Here is a 17655-nt window from a genome sequence, read left to right on the forward strand (position 1 = left end):
AATCTGGAATTTTAAACATCGAATTAGAAGTATGCAAAAATTAGTTTTAATAAAATCTCAGGCCGTTCCGTTACCGAGCGAAAATATAGATACAGACCAGATTATTCCGGCGCGTTTCCTTAAAAGTATCAGTAAGGAAGGTTTCGGTGAAAATCTTTTCAAAGATTGGCGGTATAATGTTCATACGAATGAACCAAATCCAGATTTCGTTTTAAATAATCCGAAATATTCAGGCGAAATTCTGGTTGCAGGAAATAACTTTGGATGCGGAAGCAGCAGAGAACATGCAGCCTGGTCGCTGACAGACTATGGTTTTAAAGTGGTTGTATCGAGTTATTTTGCTGATATTTTCAAAGGCAATGCACTTAACAACGGACTTCTTCCAGTGAAAGTTTCGGAAGTTTATCTGAAAGATTTAATGGAAACCATCACGGAAAATCCTTCAATTCAAATTATAGTGAACGTAGAAAAACAAACTATTTCTTTCAATGAGAAAACAGAAAGTTTTGAATTGGATTCTTACAAAAAAATATGCCTGATGAACGGCTACGACGATATTGATTTTTTAACGAGCAAAAAAGAAGCGATTCAGAAATTTGAACTAAAAACACAGAAAGTGTATGAGCAAGAATTATAAAATAGCAGTTTTGCCAGGCGATGGCATCGGTCCGGAAGTGACCAACGAAAGTGTAAAGATTTTGAAGGTCATCGGTGAAGCTTTTCAATACAATTTCCAATTCGATTATGGCGTGATGGGAGCAGAAGCGATTTATCAAACTGGAAATCCTTTGCCAGATGAGACTTTGGAATTATGCAAAAACTCCGACGCTGTTTTGTTCGGTGCAATCGGTGACCCTACTTTTGATAATAATCCTGATGCGAAAGTACGCCCAGAGCAAGGTTTGCTTAAATTAAGAAAAGAATTGGGATTATTTGCGAACATCAGACCAATCAAAACTTATGCTTCATTAATCAAAAAAAGTCCTTTGAAAAGAGAAATTGTCGAAGGAACGGATATTCAGATCTATCGTGAATTGATTAGCGGAATTTATTTTGGAGAAAAATTCACCGAAGAAAATGGCGATTACGCTTACGATGTCTGCAAATATTCAAAAGAAGAAATTACAGAAATTGCTCATCTGGCTTTTCAAGACGCACAGAAAAGAAAGAAAAAACTGACCTTGATCGACAAAGCTAACGTTCTCGACACATCCAGACTTTGGAGAAAAATCGTGAAGGAAATTGCTTTGGAATATCCGGATGTCAAAGTGGATTTTATGTTTGTCGACAACGCCGCGATGCAAATGATTCTTAATCCAAAACAGTTTGATGTCATCCTAACAGAAAATATGTTCGGCGATATTATTTCTGATGAAGCCAGCGTGATTGGTGGTTCAATTGGACTGTTGCCTTCTGCATCAATTGGAAGTAATAACGCACTTTTCGAACCAATCCACGGTTCTTATCCGCAAGCCAAAGGAAAAGGTATTGCCAATCCAATCGCTTCTATCCTGAGTGCAGCAATGATGCTTGACCATTTGGAATTGACCCAAGCGGCGAACAAACTGAGAGAAAGCGTGGAAAATGCCATCGAAAGCAGATATGTGACGATTGACCTGAATCCTGATATCAATTACTCGACCAGTGAAGTAGGGGATTTTATTGCGGATTATATTCGTTTTTCGGAAAGGTCATATTACAACCACGAGAATGTTCAACTGGGAAAATCTACGATTGTCTAAAAAAATGAGAGCCGAAATTAGTTCGGCTCTCATTCAGTAAAATATAAAATTAAAATTCATTCGTTTTAGTCTTTTTTGCCTTGCGAATCCATCTCGTCTGACATTCCTTTTTCCGGTCTGTAGGCTGCACTTCTCTCGTCTGTGAAGTAAAGGTCATTTTTTGCTTTTGCAATGATTCTTGCTTTTTTAGATTCAGAAATCGGATATTCGTGGTGTTTGTCGGCATATTTTCCAGCCAGATAATCTCTTGTTTTTTCTTCTACATCTATGGCGCCATTCTCATCAAGAATAGTTTTTGCAGCGTTTGCGTCATCTTCTGTCTCTGCATATACGGTAATTGTATTGCTGTTGATGCTGGCATATTCATAGCGGTCTGTCTCTATTTCATTTCTGTCAAAAAGCCAGTCGAAGAAACCTCTGTTGTCTTTGGTTTCAACATTTTCTAAGGCTTCGATCTCTGAATTGGCGAGGGAATAATCGTATAATCCTGCGTCTTCCAGTTTTGTAATGACGTCTCTGCTTTCTTTTTCATTTGGGAAAATCCCGATAATCGTGTAAGACATAATAATTTTTTTTGTGATTAAACTTAGTTGTCTTGCTAAAACAAAAATTGTGGCAGAAAGAGGGTAAGTATGAATTTTAACGTTATTTTAAGATTCTGAGCAGTTTAATGAAAAACCCTTTCAGTTTTTTTGAAAGGGTTCTGAGTTATTTTTTTAAGAATTTAAGAACACAGAATTGCAGCAGCCCGGCCTGAACGGAACTCCTTTTTTGCATGTCCAAACTTCAATTTATTGAAAAATGCCTGCAAAAAAAGAGTGGGAGTGGAGGACGGAATAGCTGCCCAAAATTATTTGAACTTTGTAATCCCTAAACCATCTATTTCATCAGCGATCCTTTTTTCGTGGTGGTGATGTGGTTTTCTGTCGTTTGTAAAAAATAGATTATTTTTTGCCTTGGCAATGATTTTGGCGTTAATGCTATCAGAAACCGAATATCTCTGAAGAGCGTCTGCGTGATTTTCAAACATATAGTCTCTGGCTTTCTCTTCAACATTGACCGCGCCATTGTTGTCCAGGATATCTCTCACGATGTGTGCGTCTTGCTCTGTTTTCAGATGAACGGTGATCGTGTTGTGATCGATACTTGCGTATTCAAAACGGGCTCTGTCGAGATGATTATCATCAAATAACCAATTCCAAAACCCATTTTTCTTCTCAATATCTACATTTTGCAAAATCTCCTGATGAGAATGAGACAGATTGTAGTCATTGTAACCTGCGTTTTCCAATTTTAAAAGGACTTTATCGGCTTCCGTCTGAGTGGGAAAAAGCCCTACAACAATATAAGACATAACTGTTATATTTTGGTGAAACGAAATTTAAAGAACACTTTCAAATCAAATTTACCAGAACTTGATCTTCAATGTTAAATATACGTTAATTTTATTAAATAAATAAGCCTTTCAAAATAAATTGAAAGGCTTATTGAATTTTTCGCAAAGAAAGTTATTTTTCTATGTTGTCTGTTTTTCCGTCCTTGTTCACTTCCGAGCTTTTTTCTATGTCTTTTTTTTCAATATCAGGCGGATTCTTTTTATCAGAAGCGGCAGGAATATCGCGGAAATCTTGCGTTTGTTTTTTCTGTTCAGAAGAATTTGTGTTTTCTTGTTTTTTATCTGGTTCCATAACGATGTTTTTTATAATTCGGTTGAAGGGAAAGTATTGGTCTTATCTTCGATAGAATAATGCAATGCCTTTGCCAAAACGAAAATATCGTTCAGATTATCTTTCAATTGTTTTTTACTTTGTTGTTTCAGGCTTTCCTGATTCACGCTTTTTGCCATATTTTTCTTGGCAGATTCCATAATCCCGTTGATGTCTTTCTGAGTGAATCTGTTGATAGCATAGTCATCCATAAAATGAATTTTCACATCCGGGAAAATTTTAATTTCCGGCTGAGGAAGTTCATTGATAATAACCTTTTTATTAATGGTGTCAACATCGATTTTCATTTTTTTCAAATCGTAAGAAACCTGTGCTTTTGCTGTGGTGTAGAGTACCATTTCACGAGGCAGAATGTCAAATCCGGCAATGTTTGCGGCTGAACTTTTGTGTGTCTGGAAACTGGAAAAATCCTGTTCCAGAACCACCATTTTGTTCATTTTCTGGATCTGATTGGTGATCAGATAATAATCCTGATTGATAAGTGCTACATCTTCTTTTTTGTTGCAGCTTCTCCAGGAGAGAAATATAAAAACCGTAAGAATGATCCCGAAAATAAAAGAAAGTATGCCTGTGTATTTTGTCATTGATTTTGAATTTGTCAGCAATATTTAAATTATTAAATGCACTTCGACAAGCTCAGTGTGACATATTTTAAAACGATACGCTTTGTCAGTCTGAGGCTCTCGAAGACTATTCTATTTAAATAAACCTGAATTATTATCTTTTTTCAAAATGTTAAGCAAATCTTTCTCCAAAAATCCTGTTTCCGGCATTTCTGTGATTCTTCCAATCTCTTTTCCATATTTTTTCACAATGATTGTAGGAACTCTTGAGATATTATAAAGTCCTTCTTCACCAGACGGAGATTCCTTTTTACGGTTCACTGCGATGATCTGCATTTTGTCAGGATTGTACTTTACAGTTTCTAGAATTTTTATCAGTCTTGGGAACTCTCTGTGGCTGTCTTCGCACCAGCTTCCAACAAAAACTACCAGGCTGTAGCTGTTCAGTCTTTCTTTTTTCAGTTCTGCCAAAGTCGGCTGATCGATTTGGTAGCGGTTATATTCTTCATCAAACCAGGTTTTGTAAGGCTCTTTTCGGAACTGGTCAAGCGTTTGGGTTCCCAAAAGCATTTTGCCGTCGTTTTTAGAATCTACTTCACGATTTACGATCACGCGTTCTGCGCAAGAAGTAATGAACATTAAAGCAAGAAAACCAAATAATATCGAAATTTTTTTCATCCTGAGTTTTTATTTTAAAAGTGAAGCCAGATCGGCAGCAGAGTAATATTTGTTTTTCAAAACTTTGTTGTCTGCAACGCGGTGGACATTATATTTGTCGCCGGATTTTTCATAGTAGGCATCGGTTCCTTTAGCTTTGTAAAATTCTACTGTTTCCTGAGCCTGAATTTCGTTATCACAAGCTTTGGACATATTAGAACGCTGAACTTCATTGAATAATTCTACAAATTTCTCTCCCAATCCAAATTCCAAAACGGCACCGCTCAAAACATATTGTAGATCGCAAAGTGCATCTGCAACTTCCGTAAGATCATTGTCTTCTATTGCTTTCTTCAGCTCGTCCAATTCTTCCTGTAAAAGGCTTACTCTCAATGCTGCTCGTTCTTTTGAAGGAAACTGAGGGGTGTCAAGAATTGGTGCATTGAAGGTTTTGTGAAATTCGGCAACCTGATTCAGGCTATCTAACTTTTCCATGTTTTTCTAAAATTTTAACAAATATAAAAAATGCCATCCTTAAAGACAGCATTTATTTTTATTAACCACAAAAGTCACAAAAGAAATTAATTAAATTGAAAAAAGAATCAATTCAAAAAATATATAATTTGAAGTCATTACTTTTTTAAGCTTTGAAAAAACTTAAACTTTTATGCCTTTTATGGTTTTAAATTACTTCAATCGTTCCAAAACACCTTTTCGTTTCACTATATTTTTATAATCCCATTGGATGTCTTTGGATTTCTCCAGCCAGCGTTTCAAATCTTCTTTATTGATTTCGGTCAAATCATTATAAAAGATCGAAGCATCTTGAAATTTTCCGCCTTCTACATTCAGTTTTTCTTCATTAAAAGATTTTCCGCTCCAAAACATAAGACGAATGCCTTTTTTCTGTTTGCTATAACCAACGATCGGATTTCCATCGAGGAACCAAACCGGATGTGCGTGCCAGATTTTGTTGTCTGCTTCGGGAAGATATATGCATATTTCTTCGGAAAGAATTATTGCAATCTTTTCGTCTTCTGTTTCTAATTTTTGGTTATATGAAATGATTTCCGGATGCATTAAAGTAATGAAAGTAATGATGAACTAAAAATTATCGTCTGCCGTAGGTCCGTATAATCCCGGAACTTTATTTCCTGTAGAACGCAGATATATGATTAATTCACCTCTGTGATGGTACAGATGATTGAATAAAAAACTACGGATAACCTGAATTTTTGGCATTGGCGAGAAAAGAGTATTTCCGTTCATTTCCATCTTCCACTCGTTGAAATAATTATTTTCTTCCGAGTTTTCAATCACTTTTTCAGCTTTTGCAACATTCTCTTCAAATTTGGCTAGAATATTCTCTGCTCTGGAAACATCTCCTTTGTCGTAATGATAAGATCCCATATCAAAAACATCCTGATTGAAAGTAGATTCATACCAATTGTAAATTTCAGCAATGTGAGATGCTAATTGCGCTGTAGTCCAGCTTTTTTCAGATGGTTTCCAGTCAAGTGCGTTGTCAGGAATTGCTCTTAAAAGTTTTCTTGTGCTTTCTGCCTCGTGCAAAAATTCACCTAAAAGTGCTTGTTTAATCATTTGTGTTTAAAATTTAAAGGGTTAAAATTAACTTGTTATATCTCTTCCGATGACCAATCTCTGGATCTCGGATGTTCCTTCGCCAATCGTACATAATTTAGAGTCTCTGTAGAATTTCTCTGCCGGAAAATCTTTTGTGTAGCCGTAACCTCCAAAGATCTGCAATGCATTGTTAGAAATTCTTACGCAAGCTTCGGAAGCAAATAGCTTTGCCATTGCGCCTTCGCGAGTCATTTTCTGTTTTGCGTTTTTAAGATCAGAAGCTCTTCTGATCAATAATTCTGAAGCATCGATTTCTGTTGCCATATCGGCTAGCATAAAATTAACAGCCTGGAAATTTGAAATTGCCTTCCCGAACTGATGTCTTTCCTGAGCATATTTAAGAGCGGCTTTGTAGGCACCCCTTGCAATTCCTAAACTCAATGCCGCGATAGAAATACGGCCGCCGTCAAGGATTTTCATCGCTTGTTTGAAACCGCTTCCAACTTCTCCTAATCTGTGAGAATCCGGAACGCGAACGCTGTCCATAATTAGTTCTGCAGTTTCAGAGGCACGCATTCCCAGCTTATTTTCTTTTTTACCGGATGAGAATCCAGTCATTCCTTTTTCTAAAACAAAAGCTGTGGAATTATTTTTTGCTCCAACTTCCCCTGTTCTTGTCATTACCACTGCAATATCGCCGGAAATGGCGTGCGTAATGAAGTTTTTTGCACCGCTGATAATCCAGTCGTCACCATCCCTTACAGCTGTTGTAGACATTCCTCCAGAGTCGGAACCTGTATTATGTTCCGTCAATCCCCAAGCGCCAATTACCTTTCCGGAAGCCAATTGCGGGATCCATCTTTGTCTCTGTTCCTCATTCCCGAATTCATAAATATGATTGGTGCAAAGTGAATTATGTGCTGCCAATGACAATCCGATGGATGGATCTACTTGAGAAATCTCGTCCAAAATGGTCACATATTCCTGATAACCAAGACCGGAACCGCCATATTCCTCAGGAATTACAATTCCCATAAAGCCTAATTCTCCCAATTGATGGAAGAGTTCTTTTGGGAAAGTTTGGCTCTCGTCCCAATCCATAATGTTTGGGCGAATATTTTTTTCAGCAAAATCTTTTGCCGTTTCAGCTATCATTTTTAAGTTGTCCATAGTGGCAGTTTCCATACTTTTATCTTTGTTGCCAAATATAGAAAAATTAGGTTAAGGATAAATTATTTTTAAAAATTGATTTTTATGCTTTACAAATCGAGGTTTTCATTATTTTAGCATAGAATTTTTTCACAATGAATCCAAAGCTAAAAACCCTTTTATTCTTTCTCGTTGGAGCTTTTGCCGGAATATCGATGATGTATCTGATCACGAATTACAGAATTGAAAGAAGGAATGAATATTCTAAAGAAGCAGGAAGTCGAATGTCAGAAGTTCCCAAATCCGAAAGTCAGGCAGACATAGAATCTGATTCAAAAAACTCTTTTGATAAGAATTCGATTGAGAAATTAACAAATGAAAAAGCTGTTATCAATTTTGTAAAATCCAATCACAAACTACCGGATTTTTATATCACAAAAGCTGAAGCTAAAAACAAAGGCTGGATCCCATCAAAAGGAAATCTTTGCGAAGTTTTAGCAGGAAAAGCAATTGGCGGCGACAAATTCAGTAACCGAGAAAAGTCACTACCAAAAGGCGAACAATATTACGAAGCAGACGTGAATTATAATTGCGGAAACCGTGGTGCAGACCGAATTATTTTCACTAAAAGTGGTGATGTCTGGCTTACGGAAGACCATTATAAAAGTTTTGAGAAGAAATAGTTGGAATTCTCACTAATAATGGGAAGACTTCGTAAACTTAGCTGGCAGTTTTGTCATCCTGAGGCTCTCGAAGGATATATAAAAATAATTATCAATAATAATTTATGAAAGAAATATTAATCGATTTTGCAAACATCGGAGATTACGAAGATTTTTATGAACAGTTAAAATCAAAAGTAGAATTGCCAGAACATTTTGGGGATAATCTGGATGCTCTTTCGGATGTAATCTCGGGTGGTTTGGAATTGCCTCTTCATTTAGAATTTGTAAATATGAGCGTGGATCAACTGGAAACTTTTGAAGATCTTTTGACAACTTTGGAAGATGTGGAAGACGAAGTGGAAGATTTTACCTTCAGTTATTACCTTGAACAATACGAAGATGATGATGAATAATACAAGAAAAGCAACGATTGACGACCTTTCTCAATTAGCGCAACTATTTGATGAATATAGAATGTTCTATCACAAAACTTCGGATATTACAGGCGCTGAGCAATTCATTTCCGAAAGATTAGAAAGTAAAGATTCAGAGATTTTTGTGGTTGAAGAAGATGGGAAACTAGGTGGTTTTGTACAGCTTTATCCCTTGTTTTCATCCACGAGAATGAAACGTTATTGGCTTTTGAATGATCTTTATGTGAATCCGGAATTTCGTGGAAAAGCTTATTCCAAAGCGTTGATTGAGGAGGCAAAAGAACTTTGCAGAAAATCAGACTCCTGCGGAATGTATCTCGAAACGGGCAAAGAAAATATGATTGGCAATCAATTGTATCCAAGCGCGGGTTTTAAAAAATACGATGAAGTCAATTTCTACGAATGGGAGATTTAAAAATCAAGAAAAAGTAAAAAGAATCAAGTTTGAGAAACCTTCGATAGCTTAAGTCTTATAACTAAAAAACTATTTAACTGAATAACTTAATTATGACCGATTTCGAAAAATATATACAACGTTATCTAGACCTTGTTCCATCAGAAAATTGGATCGAGGAACTGAAAAATTCAGGCAAACAGACTTTGGAGATTTATGAAAAACTTTCCGAAGAACAGGCCAACTTTGCTTATGCCGAAGGAAAATGGACTCTGAAAACGCTTCTACAACACCTCATCGATACCGAAAAGGTTTTTGCTTATCGTGCCATGCGATTTTCCAGAAAAGACCAATCCTTGGTTTCCGGTTTTGATGAAGAAAGTTGGGCAGATAATTCTTATGCTGACATACGAACTTTGAAAAGTCTGATCAAAGAATATAAGCTGACAAGAAAACTGACATTGATGTTTTTCCGAAAATTACCAGTCGAAGCGTTTCAACTCATTGGAATAGTAAATGGGAATGAAATAAAAGTCGAGACAATTGGAAGATTAACAATCGGTCACAACCTTCATCATCTTAATATTATCAAGGAAAGATATTTGACTGGTATGATTTAATTAGCGATGTAATAGAAGTAGTTTTTATTAATTTTATCAGATTTCATAATTTCAAATAAAAAATTATCTTCCTCCATTTTTTCTTTTGGACTAAAATAAAATCCATATGAATTGTCAGTGAAACCATCAACTAAATAAAAAATTCCTGACTCGGTTTTTAGTGCTGAATAAATATTCAGTTCAATTAGAGATTCTAATATGTTTTTTTGTAGAGAAGTAAATTTATAATTTTTAATAGTTTCAGTTTTATTTGAAATCGGGAATGGAGATTTGTTAGGGACTGTATATTTCCAAAAGACATTATTTTCTTTAAAGAAATCGTCAATTCTTTGAATTGATTTTTGATTTAAAAATATTTTATTCTGACTTTTTTAGAATAAGATTAGACAGTTTGTCAAATTTTTTACTATTTGTTTTTAAGTAATCTGTTAATTCATCTTGCTTTTGTGAGCCAGTATTTAGAAATACATTTGGCTTCCTCATAGCTTCTTCAATACTTAGCTTGTAATAATTTGAAAATGCTCCCCAGAAAAAATTAGGAATTTCACTTGCAGAATGAACTTTATCCATTGCATACACCTTTTCAAATTTTAGAGGTCTAATATCCCATTTGGAAAATGGTTTTGAACATTCCAAAAATGTTTCTAAGTATATTGAGTCTTTTTCGATTGTTTGAGATAAATATTCAAAAATCTGCGCATCAAATTTTTCAGTTTTGTTGGGAATTTCTTGTCCAAAACCGTAATTAGATAAAATTAATAAAAGAATAAGAAAAATATACTTTTTCATCATTGTGTTATTTTTTTTTGTTTTACTTCTTCCTCGTCAAATACTTTCTTCCAGGAATAAACAACAACAAAGCACCGATCACAAACATTGATAATCTGGAAAGAAAATCGCCGCTTTTTGTATAAAATGTTTCGTGGTCGATGAGGTTTACTTTTGCCACCAAAGCGCCTTTAGAACCGTAAGGCAGATCATCCACAATGTCGCCTCGTGAATTGATATGCGCACTTGTTCCACTATTCGCAGCTCTTGCAATTTCGCGTCGGGTTTCTATGGCGCGTAATTTTGCGTAATATAATAATTGCTTATGTCCCTGAGAATAGCCCCACCAGGAATCGTTGGTTACGATCGTGAGAAGATTTGCGCCTTTTTTTACGTAACCTGTCACGAATTCTCCATAAATACTTTCGTAACAAATAATTGGCGCAATAACTGATTTGTTGTAAGGGTTTGCGAACACTTTTCGTTCTTTGGAAACGCCGAGAGAACGCGTTGTTCCGCCAAGATCCAGCATCACATTTCCTAAAATAGGTTTGAAGAAATTGATATAAGGGAAGATCTCGACGCCGGGAACCAGCATTGCTTTGTGATAAACTTCCGGCTGGTGATTTGGGATGATTTGAATGGCCGAATTATATTCGTCAACCCAAATGCCTTGTCTATCGAGATAACTGGCTGTAACTGGTTTCTCTTCATTATTTTTGTAAACATAATAGCTGGAAATCCCACCTGTGAAAACTGATTTCGGGTGTTGGGAAAGGAATGCTTTTATATTATTAATGAGCAGACTATTATTAAAACCTCTTTCACTGATAGAACCTGGTCCGGGCAAAGAGGTTTCAGGAGAAAGATAGAGATCGATATTTTGATTTCCTTTTCTGCTTTTCAAAACCGAATTTTCGGTAGCTAGTTTGAGCAAGTCGCTTTCAATCATCAAACTGTCTTTCTGATACTTTTCGTTATAAGGATCCAAAGCCGGCTGAAGCATTGTCACATTCAGAGTACCAATAGTTTTTGGCGTATAATTATAATATTTAACCAAAGAAATCAACATTGGCAAAATGATAAAACCTGCCAACATCGATACATTTTTGATAAGTGGTTTTCTTTTTCGTCCGGCTTCCCAGATTCTAAGAGTATAAAAAGCCAAAACGTTGCAGATTAAGATCCAGAAACTTCCGCCAGTTGTACCAAAAGTATCATACCATTGGATGAATTGATGATATTCTGCAAAAACATTTCCGAGATTCAGCCAAGGCCAGGTAAATTCCCAAACGAGGTGCAGCTTCTCAAACGTCATCCAGATCACTACAAAAAATACCAAACCGAAGTATGTTCCCTGACTTCTTTTATAGATATGATAAAAGTGGAAAATGATCGACATAAAAAAGGCATTCGTAAGAACAGGAAAGAGAACTGCCAAAAGCGAATTGCTGCCATCCGGAAGTTTGGAATTGTAAAGCCAGCCTGTCGTAACGGCATTCCAGACAACAAAAGTGAGATAGGACAAACCAAATATTGCTAAGCTTTTCTTTTTTATGTTGCTGAATTTCTGAATATTATGCTCCATCATTAACAAAGGAACAAATGCAAAAAATATAAAAAACGGAATCCCGTAAGTCGGCCACGAAATGGCGAGCAAAACTCCGGAAATTAGAGCTAATAGAAGGTTTTTCATTATTAATTTACTTTTAGTTTAAGAAAATATTTTCTTTCTAATAAAATAAAATCCAGCACTCAAAATTCCCAAAATTCCTAATGGTAAAAGCAAGTTGATCCATTGCCATTTCGACCGTTCTTCATCCACTCTTTCTCTGTCGAGTAATCTTATTTCGATGGTTCTGTTGCGGAGTTCCATCAGATTGCTGTCGTCGAGAAGATAATCTAATGCATTTCTCAGGAACTGCGCATTTCCGTAATGTTCTTTGGTAAGCAGATCTTCGCCCAAAGGGAGCGGTTTTCCTTTCCAGATTTGATTTCTTGCAATATCACCATCAGCAATTACCAGCATTTTATTTTCCGGACTTTGAGCTTTGAAACCAGGATAAGCATTTTTCTCGCTTCTTGTTGCATAAGCTGAGGTGAATTTTCCTTCCAGTGCTACAGCGAAAATTTTTGGTTGAGTAGGACGTTCCATCTCTCCGATGCTGTCTGCACGAACGATTTCGGAAAGTGCAACGTAATTTGGAACCGTTTTGCTAATCGTTCTTTCACTCGATTCAAAAAGAACTCTGGTTTTGATGTTTTTTCTTCCCAAAGTATCAATAGAAGTGGGGAATTCAAACTTCACAGGATTGATATTTTTGGTGATAGGATTCTTAGTTTCCGCAATTCCCAACGGGAAATAAGGCCAGAGAAAACTGCTGTACTGCGGATTTCCGGCCACTTCGCCAGAAACGATTCTGATCAAAGCAGATTTTTTCATATCCTTCGTCAAAGCAGGATTGATCCTTAGTCCATAATTGAACATAAAATCTGTCAGATTAAGGTCAATTGGATAAGCCATTATCTTTTTCGCCTGGAAAAGTGTGTCCATTTCGGCGTTTACGGCATCGATCATCCAAAGGGTTTTTCCGCCGTTCATAATATACTGATCCAGAATTACCTTTTCATTATCGGTAAAGGCTTTTCTCGGTTTTGCTATGACGATTGCATCCATTTGTTTCAACTTTGGAACGTCTGCCAGAGAAAGTTCGGTTTTGTTTTCCGGAATTATCGGTCCAATGTTATAATTTTCCATTGCAACATTCAAAAAGCCCTGAAACTCATCCGGACTTAGTTCTTGCTGATTGACCAAAAATCCGACATTTTTCGCTGTTTCTTCCGTCATTCCCTTGATTGTGGAAGCAAAATTGTATTCCAGATTTTCTATCGATTTGTTAAGCTGAGTACTTGCGTCAATTCCGGATTGCTGAACGATAAGCGGAACCGCCGTTCCATAACCGTTATATTTGATTGCAGCATAAGGAAACATCACGATTTCCGAAACTTTTCCGTCCTTCATATCCGGAAGAATAGACGGCTGCATTCCCATTCCTGCCAAAGTATCCTGCGGAATTTTCTCTGCAATCGGATCCCGGAATTTATAGTCAATTTTTGGATTGATCTTGCGGAACTCGTCCAGCATAAATTTGGTTTCGTTCTGCAGCTGTTTGAAAGAAGCCGGAAAATCGCCGTCCAGATAAACCTCGATGGTCATTGGTTTCTTCACATTCTCCAAAACTTTGATGGTAGAATCCGAAAGTGTATATCGTTTTTCAGCCGTCAGGTCAAAGCGTTTGTAAACCAATCCGCTCATTCCGATGATCAGAAGAACCGCTATAATAATAAGTGTGATTTTATTTTTTTTATTCATCTTACATATTTTGACAGTTGTTAGTTGTCAGTTGATGGATTTAATATTTTATCTTTTTACTCTTTCCTACTTCTTTTTCCAGACAAACCAGCTTGCCAAACCTAATCCTAAGAATATAACAAACAGGAAATAGAAAACATCTCTCGTATCAATCTGTCCTCTTGTGAATGCTAAGAAATGCTGATAAAATCCAATGTTCTGCAAGATGTAATCTGCACTTCCCAATAATTTATAACTCGCCAATTGCTCGATCCCGAAATATGAGATGAAACAAATAAAAATACCAGATAGGTAAGCTGTGATTTGATTTGATGAAAATGATGATGCCAGGATTCCAACTGCGGAAAAAGCAGCAATTAGAATGATTAATCCAATATAACTTCCGAAAGTCATGCTTCCATCGATATTGCCTTCCGGAACACCCAAAACGTAAACCGTGTAATAATAAACCAACGAGGGCAACAGACACAAAATCCCAACCAGCCAAACGGATAGAAATTTTCCTATAACAATATCTGTAATTTTCACTGGTTGAGAAAATAGCCAGAACAAAGTTCCGGATTGTTGTTCCTCGGCCAAAGTTTTCATACTGATGGCGGGAATAATGAAAATAAAAAGCCACGGCGAAAGCACGAAAAAACTTTGTATCGTTGCACTTCCGATATCGAAAATATTAAAATCATTCTCGAAGAAGAAAAGGAATAATGCTGATATAACGCTGAAAGCAGCGATGATGATCCACGCGCTCCAGTTTCCGAAAAAATTCCAAAGTTCTTTTTTGAATATTGCGATCATAATTTAGTTGTCAGTTGATGGTTTAGAGTTGATAGTTTTTGATTCTTCATCTTGTCAGGCTGAGGTTTTCGATGCTTTGACGTTTGTCAGGCTGAGGCTCTCGAAGCCTTTTTTTATTCTTGATTCCTCCGCCTTGATTCTTTTGTCTTATTTCTATTAACAAGTTTTACGATAGAGGTTATCAGAATCACAATTCCGAAAAATCCTAAAAGCAGCTGCCACCAATATTCAATAACGTAATATTTTAAGATTACTGTAAAAACGACCGCAAATAAAATAAAGGTTGCAATCTCGTTGAATTGTCTTAGTTTGATGTTGCTTGTCAGTAAAATACTGCCGTTCAGTTTTTTGAGTTCTTTTACTTTTTTCCAGCACCAGAAATGGTAAATTCCCAATCCGACCAAAAAAGTCAGTTTCAAATGAAACCAAGGCGTTTTCATTAATCCGGAATTCAGAAAAATCATTGTCAGTCCGCTAAGTAACATCAGAATTCCGGCAGGAACAGTAATGATATTCCAAAGCCTGACTGCCATAAAAATATATTGATTTCTGAGAATCTGCTGTTTTACTTCATCAAATTCATCCGTATCCTTGTAGTAAACAAAAAGTCTTACCAGATAGAAAATCCCGGCAAAATAACTTACCATAAAAATAATGTGAATCGCTTTGATAACGGAATACAGCATTGCGGAATTTTTTTGCAAATATACTTCTTATTGATAGAAGATAAAACAAAGAATTAAAAGATGATGTTTTGATTAATTGATGTTAAAATTGAAATAATTTTACTGATTTTCACTAAAAAATGTTTATTTTGTAAGAAATTAGAAAATATTTATGAAAAGAAAATTACAACTATTATTTGCAATTTTTCTGGGATTTTTAGGTTTTGCCCAAACCCTGAGACCCGTAGCTAAAGAAGTTGCAGATTCCCACGCAAAAAAGGTCAGTTTTGAGAAATTCAATCTGTTTACTTTGGAAACATCAGAAAAACAGGCAACTTTCCAGCAAGCTGCGAGAGATGCAAAAGCTTTGAAGCTCAATGCGTCTCAATTGGCAAAAATCATCAGCCAAAAACCTCAGGCGCTTGAGCTGACTTATCCTTTTGAAAATGGAGAGATGACGGTAGAATTGGTAAAAGTGGATATTTTCTCACTTGATTTCAATGTTTATACGGATAAAGGAAAGGTTTCAAATTATACGCCAGGTGTTTATTACAGAGGAATTATCAAAGGAGATGTGACTTCTGTAGCTGTATTTAGTTTTTTTGATAATGATGTTGTAGGAATTGCTTCCGTAAAAGATGGCAGCAATATTGTGCTTGGAAAAGGCATTAACTCCGAAGATTTTGTTGTGTATGACGACAGCAAGCTAAAGGGCGTTAACTCCTTCGTTTGCAGTACAGATGAACTGATGCAAAATCAAAAGCAGAAAATCTCCTTTGATCCAAATGCAAAAGCACCTTTGGTAACGACAAACTGTGTAAGATTGTATTATGAAGTGTGTAATAAGCCTTATAAAAATAATGGTTCTAATGTTACTACAACTACCAATTGGATCACAGCTGTGCATAACAATATCAATACTTTATATGTCAATGATGGTGTGAAAATGTCGCTTAAAACCATTTTTATCTGGACAACAGCCGATCCTTACACCGGAGATTATAATTCTAATCTGGCGGCATTCAGTGCAAACAGACCGACATTTGATGGTGATCTTGCGCACTTGATCAATGCACCATCTACAACCAGTGTTGCTTATCTTAATTCACTCTGTACAACTTATAAACATGCCTATTCTGGGATAGATCAGAGTTATTCCAATGTTTCTACCTATTCCTGGACAATCGAGGCTATGACGCATGAGATGGGGCATTCCCTGGGTTCACCTCATACTCATGCCTGCGCCTGGAACGGAAATAATACAGCAATAGATGGCTGCGGACCGACTGCCGGCTACGACGAAGGCTGCTCGGGACCGCTTCCTACAAAAGGAACTATTATGAGTTATTGCCATTTGCTTTCAAATGTGGGGATTAGTTTTGCCAATGGATTTGGCGCTCAGCCGTCAGCATTGATCAGAGCAAATGTAGATACGAAAGCTTGTCTGGGAACAGATTGTGTGACTACCTGTGCAATTACTGTTTCGTCGGTCGCCATCAGCAATATCAGTAAAACCGGATTTTCTGCTACAATTTCAGATAATACATCAACGAGCTGGAAGTACAGAATTACGAAAATGGACGGGACGATCGTAAAATCCGGGACTACTTCTACAAAAGCATTCACAGTCACAGGATTGACATCAAATACTTATTATAGATTGTTGGTTGGAACATCTTGTGCTTTGGAAAATGCCTTCCAGACCAGTGATATGTTTTTGACCAATGATGACTGGTGTGGTAAAACATTTACGGATTCCGGAGGATCTGCAGGAAATTATTCTGATGCGGAGAATTTTGTTAAAACATTCTATCCGGACTCTGCAGGACAAAAATTGAAGTTAACATTCAGCAGTTTCAACATCGAGCAGGATTATGATTATATGACCATTAAAAACGGACCAAGTACATCATCTCCAAGTTTCGCCGGTGCGACTGATTTGACGGGAAGTCTCAATCTGGGTTCTTATACATCTACAGATCCAACAGGAGCGATTACCATTATTTTTACTTCAGACTCTGGTTATACAGAAGCTGGCTGGGTCGCAAATTTCTCTTGTGCGGCATTAGGTGTTTCTGATATTAATAAAGATAATGCGATTTCAATTTCTCCAAATCCTGTTAAGAATAATTTCAAGATTGATGGATCGGGGAAAATCGAATCCGTGACGGTTTTTGATGCTTCCGGTAAACTTATTAAAGATTTTGATAAAGATTCGGATTCAGTGTCTAAAAACAGTTATGATGTTTCAAAGCTGAAAACAGGTAATTATGTTATAATGATCAAAACAGACAAAGAAACCTTAAGTAAAAAACTAATTAAGGAATAAAAATTCAGCATTAATTAAAAATAGCCAAAAAATTATTTTTGGCTATTTTTTTTGAATAAAAATTGAATAACTAAAATATTTGTAAAATAATTTTTTGTTTTTGAAGAATAAAAATTGATTTGTCAATAATATTTACATTATTATAAAATAGTTAAAATTTTGTTTTTAAAACGAAATTTGAAAAAAAAAT

21 protein-coding genes are annotated in these 17655 nt (G+C 36.2%); 7 read left to right on the top strand and 14 right to left on the bottom strand.

Going from position 1 to position 17655, the window contains the following annotated elements; genetic code table 11:
* Nucleotides 1-31: 31 nt before the first annotated feature.
* The gene (gene leuD, locus ACFJGY_RS05740; protein WP_379968992.1) at nucleotides 32-637 is read left to right on the top strand and encodes a 3-isopropylmalate dehydratase small subunit; all 606 of its coding nucleotides are present in this window, start codon (nucleotides 32-34) and stop codon (nucleotides 635-637) included.
* Nucleotides 621-1742, top strand: coding sequence for a 3-isopropylmalate dehydrogenase (gene leuB / locus ACFJGY_RS05745; RefSeq protein WP_379968994.1), 1122 nt, complete (start codon nucleotides 621-623; stop codon nucleotides 1740-1742). Before leuD ends, leuB begins: the two co-directional genes overlap by 17 nt.
* A gap of 65 nt (nucleotides 1743-1807) precedes the next feature.
* Here the strand turns inward: leuB and ACFJGY_RS05750 are convergent, their stop codons facing one another.
* The 9 genes from ACFJGY_RS05750 to ACFJGY_RS05790 all read right to left on the bottom strand — a co-directional run bounded on the left by ACFJGY_RS05750 (nucleotide 1808) and on the right by ACFJGY_RS05790 (nucleotide 7458).
* Nucleotides 1808-2305 carry a hypothetical protein gene (locus ACFJGY_RS05750; protein WP_379968996.1) on the bottom strand — a complete coding sequence of 166 codons (498 nt, stop codon included), beginning with the start codon at nucleotides 2303-2305 and terminating at the stop codon, nucleotides 1808-1810.
* Between the two features lie 287 nt (nucleotides 2306-2592).
* Nucleotides 2593-3096 (bottom strand): hypothetical protein, encoded by a 504-nt coding sequence (locus ACFJGY_RS05755; protein WP_379968998.1) that lies wholly within the window; start codon nucleotides 3094-3096, stop codon nucleotides 2593-2595.
* A gap of 154 nt (nucleotides 3097-3250) precedes the next feature.
* Nucleotides 3251-3430 (bottom strand): hypothetical protein, encoded by a 180-nt coding sequence (locus ACFJGY_RS05760; RefSeq protein WP_379969000.1) that lies wholly within the window; start codon nucleotides 3428-3430, stop codon nucleotides 3251-3253.
* 11 nt (nucleotides 3431-3441) lie between these two features.
* Nucleotides 3442-4053 carry a DUF4230 domain-containing protein gene (locus tag ACFJGY_RS05765; protein ID WP_379969002.1) on the bottom strand — a complete coding sequence of 204 codons (612 nt, stop codon included), beginning with the start codon at nucleotides 4051-4053 and terminating at the stop codon, nucleotides 3442-3444.
* A 111-nt stretch (nucleotides 4054-4164) separates the two neighbouring features.
* Nucleotides 4165-4710 carry a TlpA family protein disulfide reductase gene (locus tag ACFJGY_RS05770; RefSeq protein WP_379969004.1) on the bottom strand — a complete coding sequence of 182 codons (546 nt, stop codon included), beginning with the start codon at nucleotides 4708-4710 and terminating at the stop codon, nucleotides 4165-4167.
* Between the two features lie 9 nt (nucleotides 4711-4719).
* The gene (locus ACFJGY_RS05775) at nucleotides 4720-5184 is read right to left on the bottom strand and encodes a hypothetical protein (RefSeq protein WP_379969006.1); all 465 of its coding nucleotides are present in this window, start codon (nucleotides 5182-5184) and stop codon (nucleotides 4720-4722) included.
* 192 nt (nucleotides 5185-5376) lie between these two features.
* Nucleotides 5377-5769, bottom strand: a complete 393-nt coding sequence (locus ACFJGY_RS05780) for a DUF1801 domain-containing protein (RefSeq protein ID WP_379969008.1) — start codon at nucleotides 5767-5769, stop codon at nucleotides 5377-5379.
* A gap of 24 nt (nucleotides 5770-5793) precedes the next feature.
* Nucleotides 5794-6291 (bottom strand): DinB family protein, encoded by a 498-nt coding sequence (locus ACFJGY_RS05785; RefSeq protein ID WP_379969010.1) that lies wholly within the window; start codon nucleotides 6289-6291, stop codon nucleotides 5794-5796.
* 27 nt (nucleotides 6292-6318) lie between these two features.
* Nucleotides 6319-7458, bottom strand: coding sequence for an acyl-CoA dehydrogenase family protein (locus ACFJGY_RS05790; protein WP_379969012.1), 1140 nt, complete (start codon nucleotides 7456-7458; stop codon nucleotides 6319-6321).
* A 119-nt stretch (nucleotides 7459-7577) separates the two neighbouring features.
* Here ACFJGY_RS05790 and ACFJGY_RS05795 point away from each other — a divergent pair, with 119 nt between their 5' ends.
* The 4 genes from ACFJGY_RS05795 to ACFJGY_RS05810 all read left to right on the top strand — a co-directional run bounded on the left by ACFJGY_RS05795 (nucleotide 7578) and on the right by ACFJGY_RS05810 (nucleotide 9535).
* Complete coding sequence (locus ACFJGY_RS05795) at nucleotides 7578-8105, top strand: ribonuclease domain-containing protein (RefSeq protein WP_379969014.1); 528 nt, start codon at nucleotides 7578-7580, stop codon at nucleotides 8103-8105.
* A 104-nt stretch (nucleotides 8106-8209) separates the two neighbouring features.
* A complete protein-coding gene (locus ACFJGY_RS05800) occupies nucleotides 8210-8500 on the top strand; it encodes a barstar family protein (protein WP_379969016.1) in 291 nt (96 codons plus the stop codon).
* Nucleotides 8487-8936 (top strand): GNAT family N-acetyltransferase, encoded by a 450-nt coding sequence (locus tag ACFJGY_RS05805; protein WP_379969018.1) that lies wholly within the window; start codon nucleotides 8487-8489, stop codon nucleotides 8934-8936. Before ACFJGY_RS05800 ends, ACFJGY_RS05805 begins: the two co-directional genes overlap by 14 nt.
* 92 nt (nucleotides 8937-9028) lie before the next feature.
* Nucleotides 9029-9535: a DinB family protein gene (locus ACFJGY_RS05810; protein ID WP_379969019.1), complete on the top strand. Its 507-nt coding sequence runs from the start codon at nucleotides 9029-9031 to the stop codon at nucleotides 9533-9535.
* 357 nt (nucleotides 9536-9892) lie between these two features.
* On the opposite strand, the gene ACFJGY_RS05815 is transcribed toward ACFJGY_RS05810, so the two are convergent.
* The 5 genes from ACFJGY_RS05815 to ACFJGY_RS05835 form a co-directional block, all read right to left on the bottom strand.
* Entirely contained in the window at nucleotides 9893-10327 is a 435-nt protein-coding gene (locus ACFJGY_RS05815; RefSeq protein ID WP_379969020.1) for a hypothetical protein, read from the bottom strand.
* A 19-nt stretch (nucleotides 10328-10346) separates the two neighbouring features.
* Complete coding sequence (gene lnt, locus ACFJGY_RS05820) at nucleotides 10347-11999, bottom strand: apolipoprotein N-acyltransferase (RefSeq protein ID WP_379969022.1); 1653 nt, start codon at nucleotides 11997-11999, stop codon at nucleotides 10347-10349.
* A gap of 18 nt (nucleotides 12000-12017) precedes the next feature.
* Nucleotides 12018-13676, bottom strand: coding sequence for a gliding motility-associated ABC transporter substrate-binding protein GldG (gene gldG / locus ACFJGY_RS05825; RefSeq protein ID WP_379969024.1), 1659 nt, complete (start codon nucleotides 13674-13676; stop codon nucleotides 12018-12020).
* A 66-nt stretch (nucleotides 13677-13742) separates the two neighbouring features.
* A complete protein-coding gene (locus ACFJGY_RS05830; protein WP_379969026.1) occupies nucleotides 13743-14471 on the bottom strand; it encodes an ABC transporter permease subunit in 729 nt (242 codons plus the stop codon).
* A gap of 113 nt (nucleotides 14472-14584) precedes the next feature.
* On the bottom strand, nucleotides 14585-15157 hold the full coding sequence (locus ACFJGY_RS05835; RefSeq protein ID WP_379969028.1) for a CopD family protein: 573 nt from the start codon (nucleotides 15155-15157) through the stop codon (nucleotides 14585-14587).
* Nucleotides 15158-15308: 151 nt separating this feature from the next.
* Between ACFJGY_RS05835 and ACFJGY_RS05840 the strand changes: the two genes are divergently transcribed.
* Nucleotides 15309-17465 carry a M12 family metallo-peptidase gene (locus tag ACFJGY_RS05840; protein WP_379969030.1) on the top strand — a complete coding sequence of 719 codons (2157 nt, stop codon included), beginning with the start codon at nucleotides 15309-15311 and terminating at the stop codon, nucleotides 17463-17465.
* Nucleotides 17466-17655: the final 190 nt, after the last annotated feature.

The organism is Epilithonimonas sp. UC225_85, from assembly GCF_042695135.1.
GTDB lineage: Bacteria > Bacteroidota > Bacteroidia > Flavobacteriales > Weeksellaceae > Epilithonimonas.

Excerpts from the sequence above, each read along its gene's own strand:
- ACFJGY_RS05785 (WP_379969010.1), bottom strand. The coding sequence starts at position 6,291 with ATGATTAAACAAGCACTTTTAGGTGAATTTTTGCACGAGGCAGAAAGC.
- gldG (WP_379969024.1), bottom strand. The coding sequence starts at position 13,676 with ATGAATAAAAAAAATAAAATCACACTTATTATTATAGCGGTTCTTCTG.
- ACFJGY_RS05795 (WP_379969014.1), top strand. The coding sequence starts at position 7,578 with ATGAATCCAAAGCTAAAAACCCTTTTATTCTTTCTCGTTGGAGCTTTT.
- ACFJGY_RS05750 (WP_379968996.1), bottom strand. The coding sequence starts at position 2,305 with ATGTCTTACACGATTATCGGGATTTTCCCAAATGAAAAAGAAAGCAGA.
- ACFJGY_RS05780 (WP_379969008.1), bottom strand. The coding sequence starts at position 5,769 with ATGCATCCGGAAATCATTTCATATAACCAAAAATTAGAAACAGAAGAC.
- ACFJGY_RS05805 (WP_379969018.1), top strand. The coding sequence starts at position 8,487 with ATGATGATGAATAATACAAGAAAAGCAACGATTGACGACCTTTCTCAA.
- leuD (WP_379968992.1), top strand. The coding sequence starts at position 32 with ATGCAAAAATTAGTTTTAATAAAATCTCAGGCCGTTCCGTTACCGAGC.
- ACFJGY_RS05800 (WP_379969016.1), top strand. The coding sequence starts at position 8,210 with ATGAAAGAAATATTAATCGATTTTGCAAACATCGGAGATTACGAAGAT.
- leuB (WP_379968994.1), top strand. The coding sequence starts at position 621 with ATGAGCAAGAATTATAAAATAGCAGTTTTGCCAGGCGATGGCATCGGT.
- ACFJGY_RS05765 (WP_379969002.1), bottom strand. The coding sequence starts at position 4,053 with ATGACAAAATACACAGGCATACTTTCTTTTATTTTCGGGATCATTCTT.
- ACFJGY_RS05810 (WP_379969019.1), top strand. The coding sequence starts at position 9,029 with ATGACCGATTTCGAAAAATATATACAACGTTATCTAGACCTTGTTCCA.
- ACFJGY_RS05760 (WP_379969000.1), bottom strand. The coding sequence starts at position 3,430 with ATGGAACCAGATAAAAAACAAGAAAACACAAATTCTTCTGAACAGAAA.
- ACFJGY_RS05835 (WP_379969028.1), bottom strand. The coding sequence starts at position 15,157 with ATGCTGTATTCCGTTATCAAAGCGATTCACATTATTTTTATGGTAAGT.
- ACFJGY_RS05815 (WP_379969020.1), bottom strand. The coding sequence starts at position 10,327 with ATGATGAAAAAGTATATTTTTCTTATTCTTTTATTAATTTTATCTAAT.
- ACFJGY_RS05790 (WP_379969012.1), bottom strand. The coding sequence starts at position 7,458 with ATGGAAACTGCCACTATGGACAACTTAAAAATGATAGCTGAAACGGCA.
- ACFJGY_RS05830 (WP_379969026.1), bottom strand. The coding sequence starts at position 14,471 with ATGATCGCAATATTCAAAAAAGAACTTTGGAATTTTTTCGGAAACTGG.
- ACFJGY_RS05775 (WP_379969006.1), bottom strand. The coding sequence starts at position 5,184 with ATGGAAAAGTTAGATAGCCTGAATCAGGTTGCCGAATTTCACAAAACC.
- ACFJGY_RS05755 (WP_379968998.1), bottom strand. The coding sequence starts at position 3,096 with ATGTCTTATATTGTTGTAGGGCTTTTTCCCACTCAGACGGAAGCCGAT.
- lnt (WP_379969022.1), bottom strand. The coding sequence starts at position 11,999 with ATGAAAAACCTTCTATTAGCTCTAATTTCCGGAGTTTTGCTCGCCATT.
- ACFJGY_RS05770 (WP_379969004.1), bottom strand. The coding sequence starts at position 4,710 with ATGAAAAAAATTTCGATATTATTTGGTTTTCTTGCTTTAATGTTCATT.
- ACFJGY_RS05840 (WP_379969030.1), top strand. The coding sequence starts at position 15,309 with ATGAAAAGAAAATTACAACTATTATTTGCAATTTTTCTGGGATTTTTA.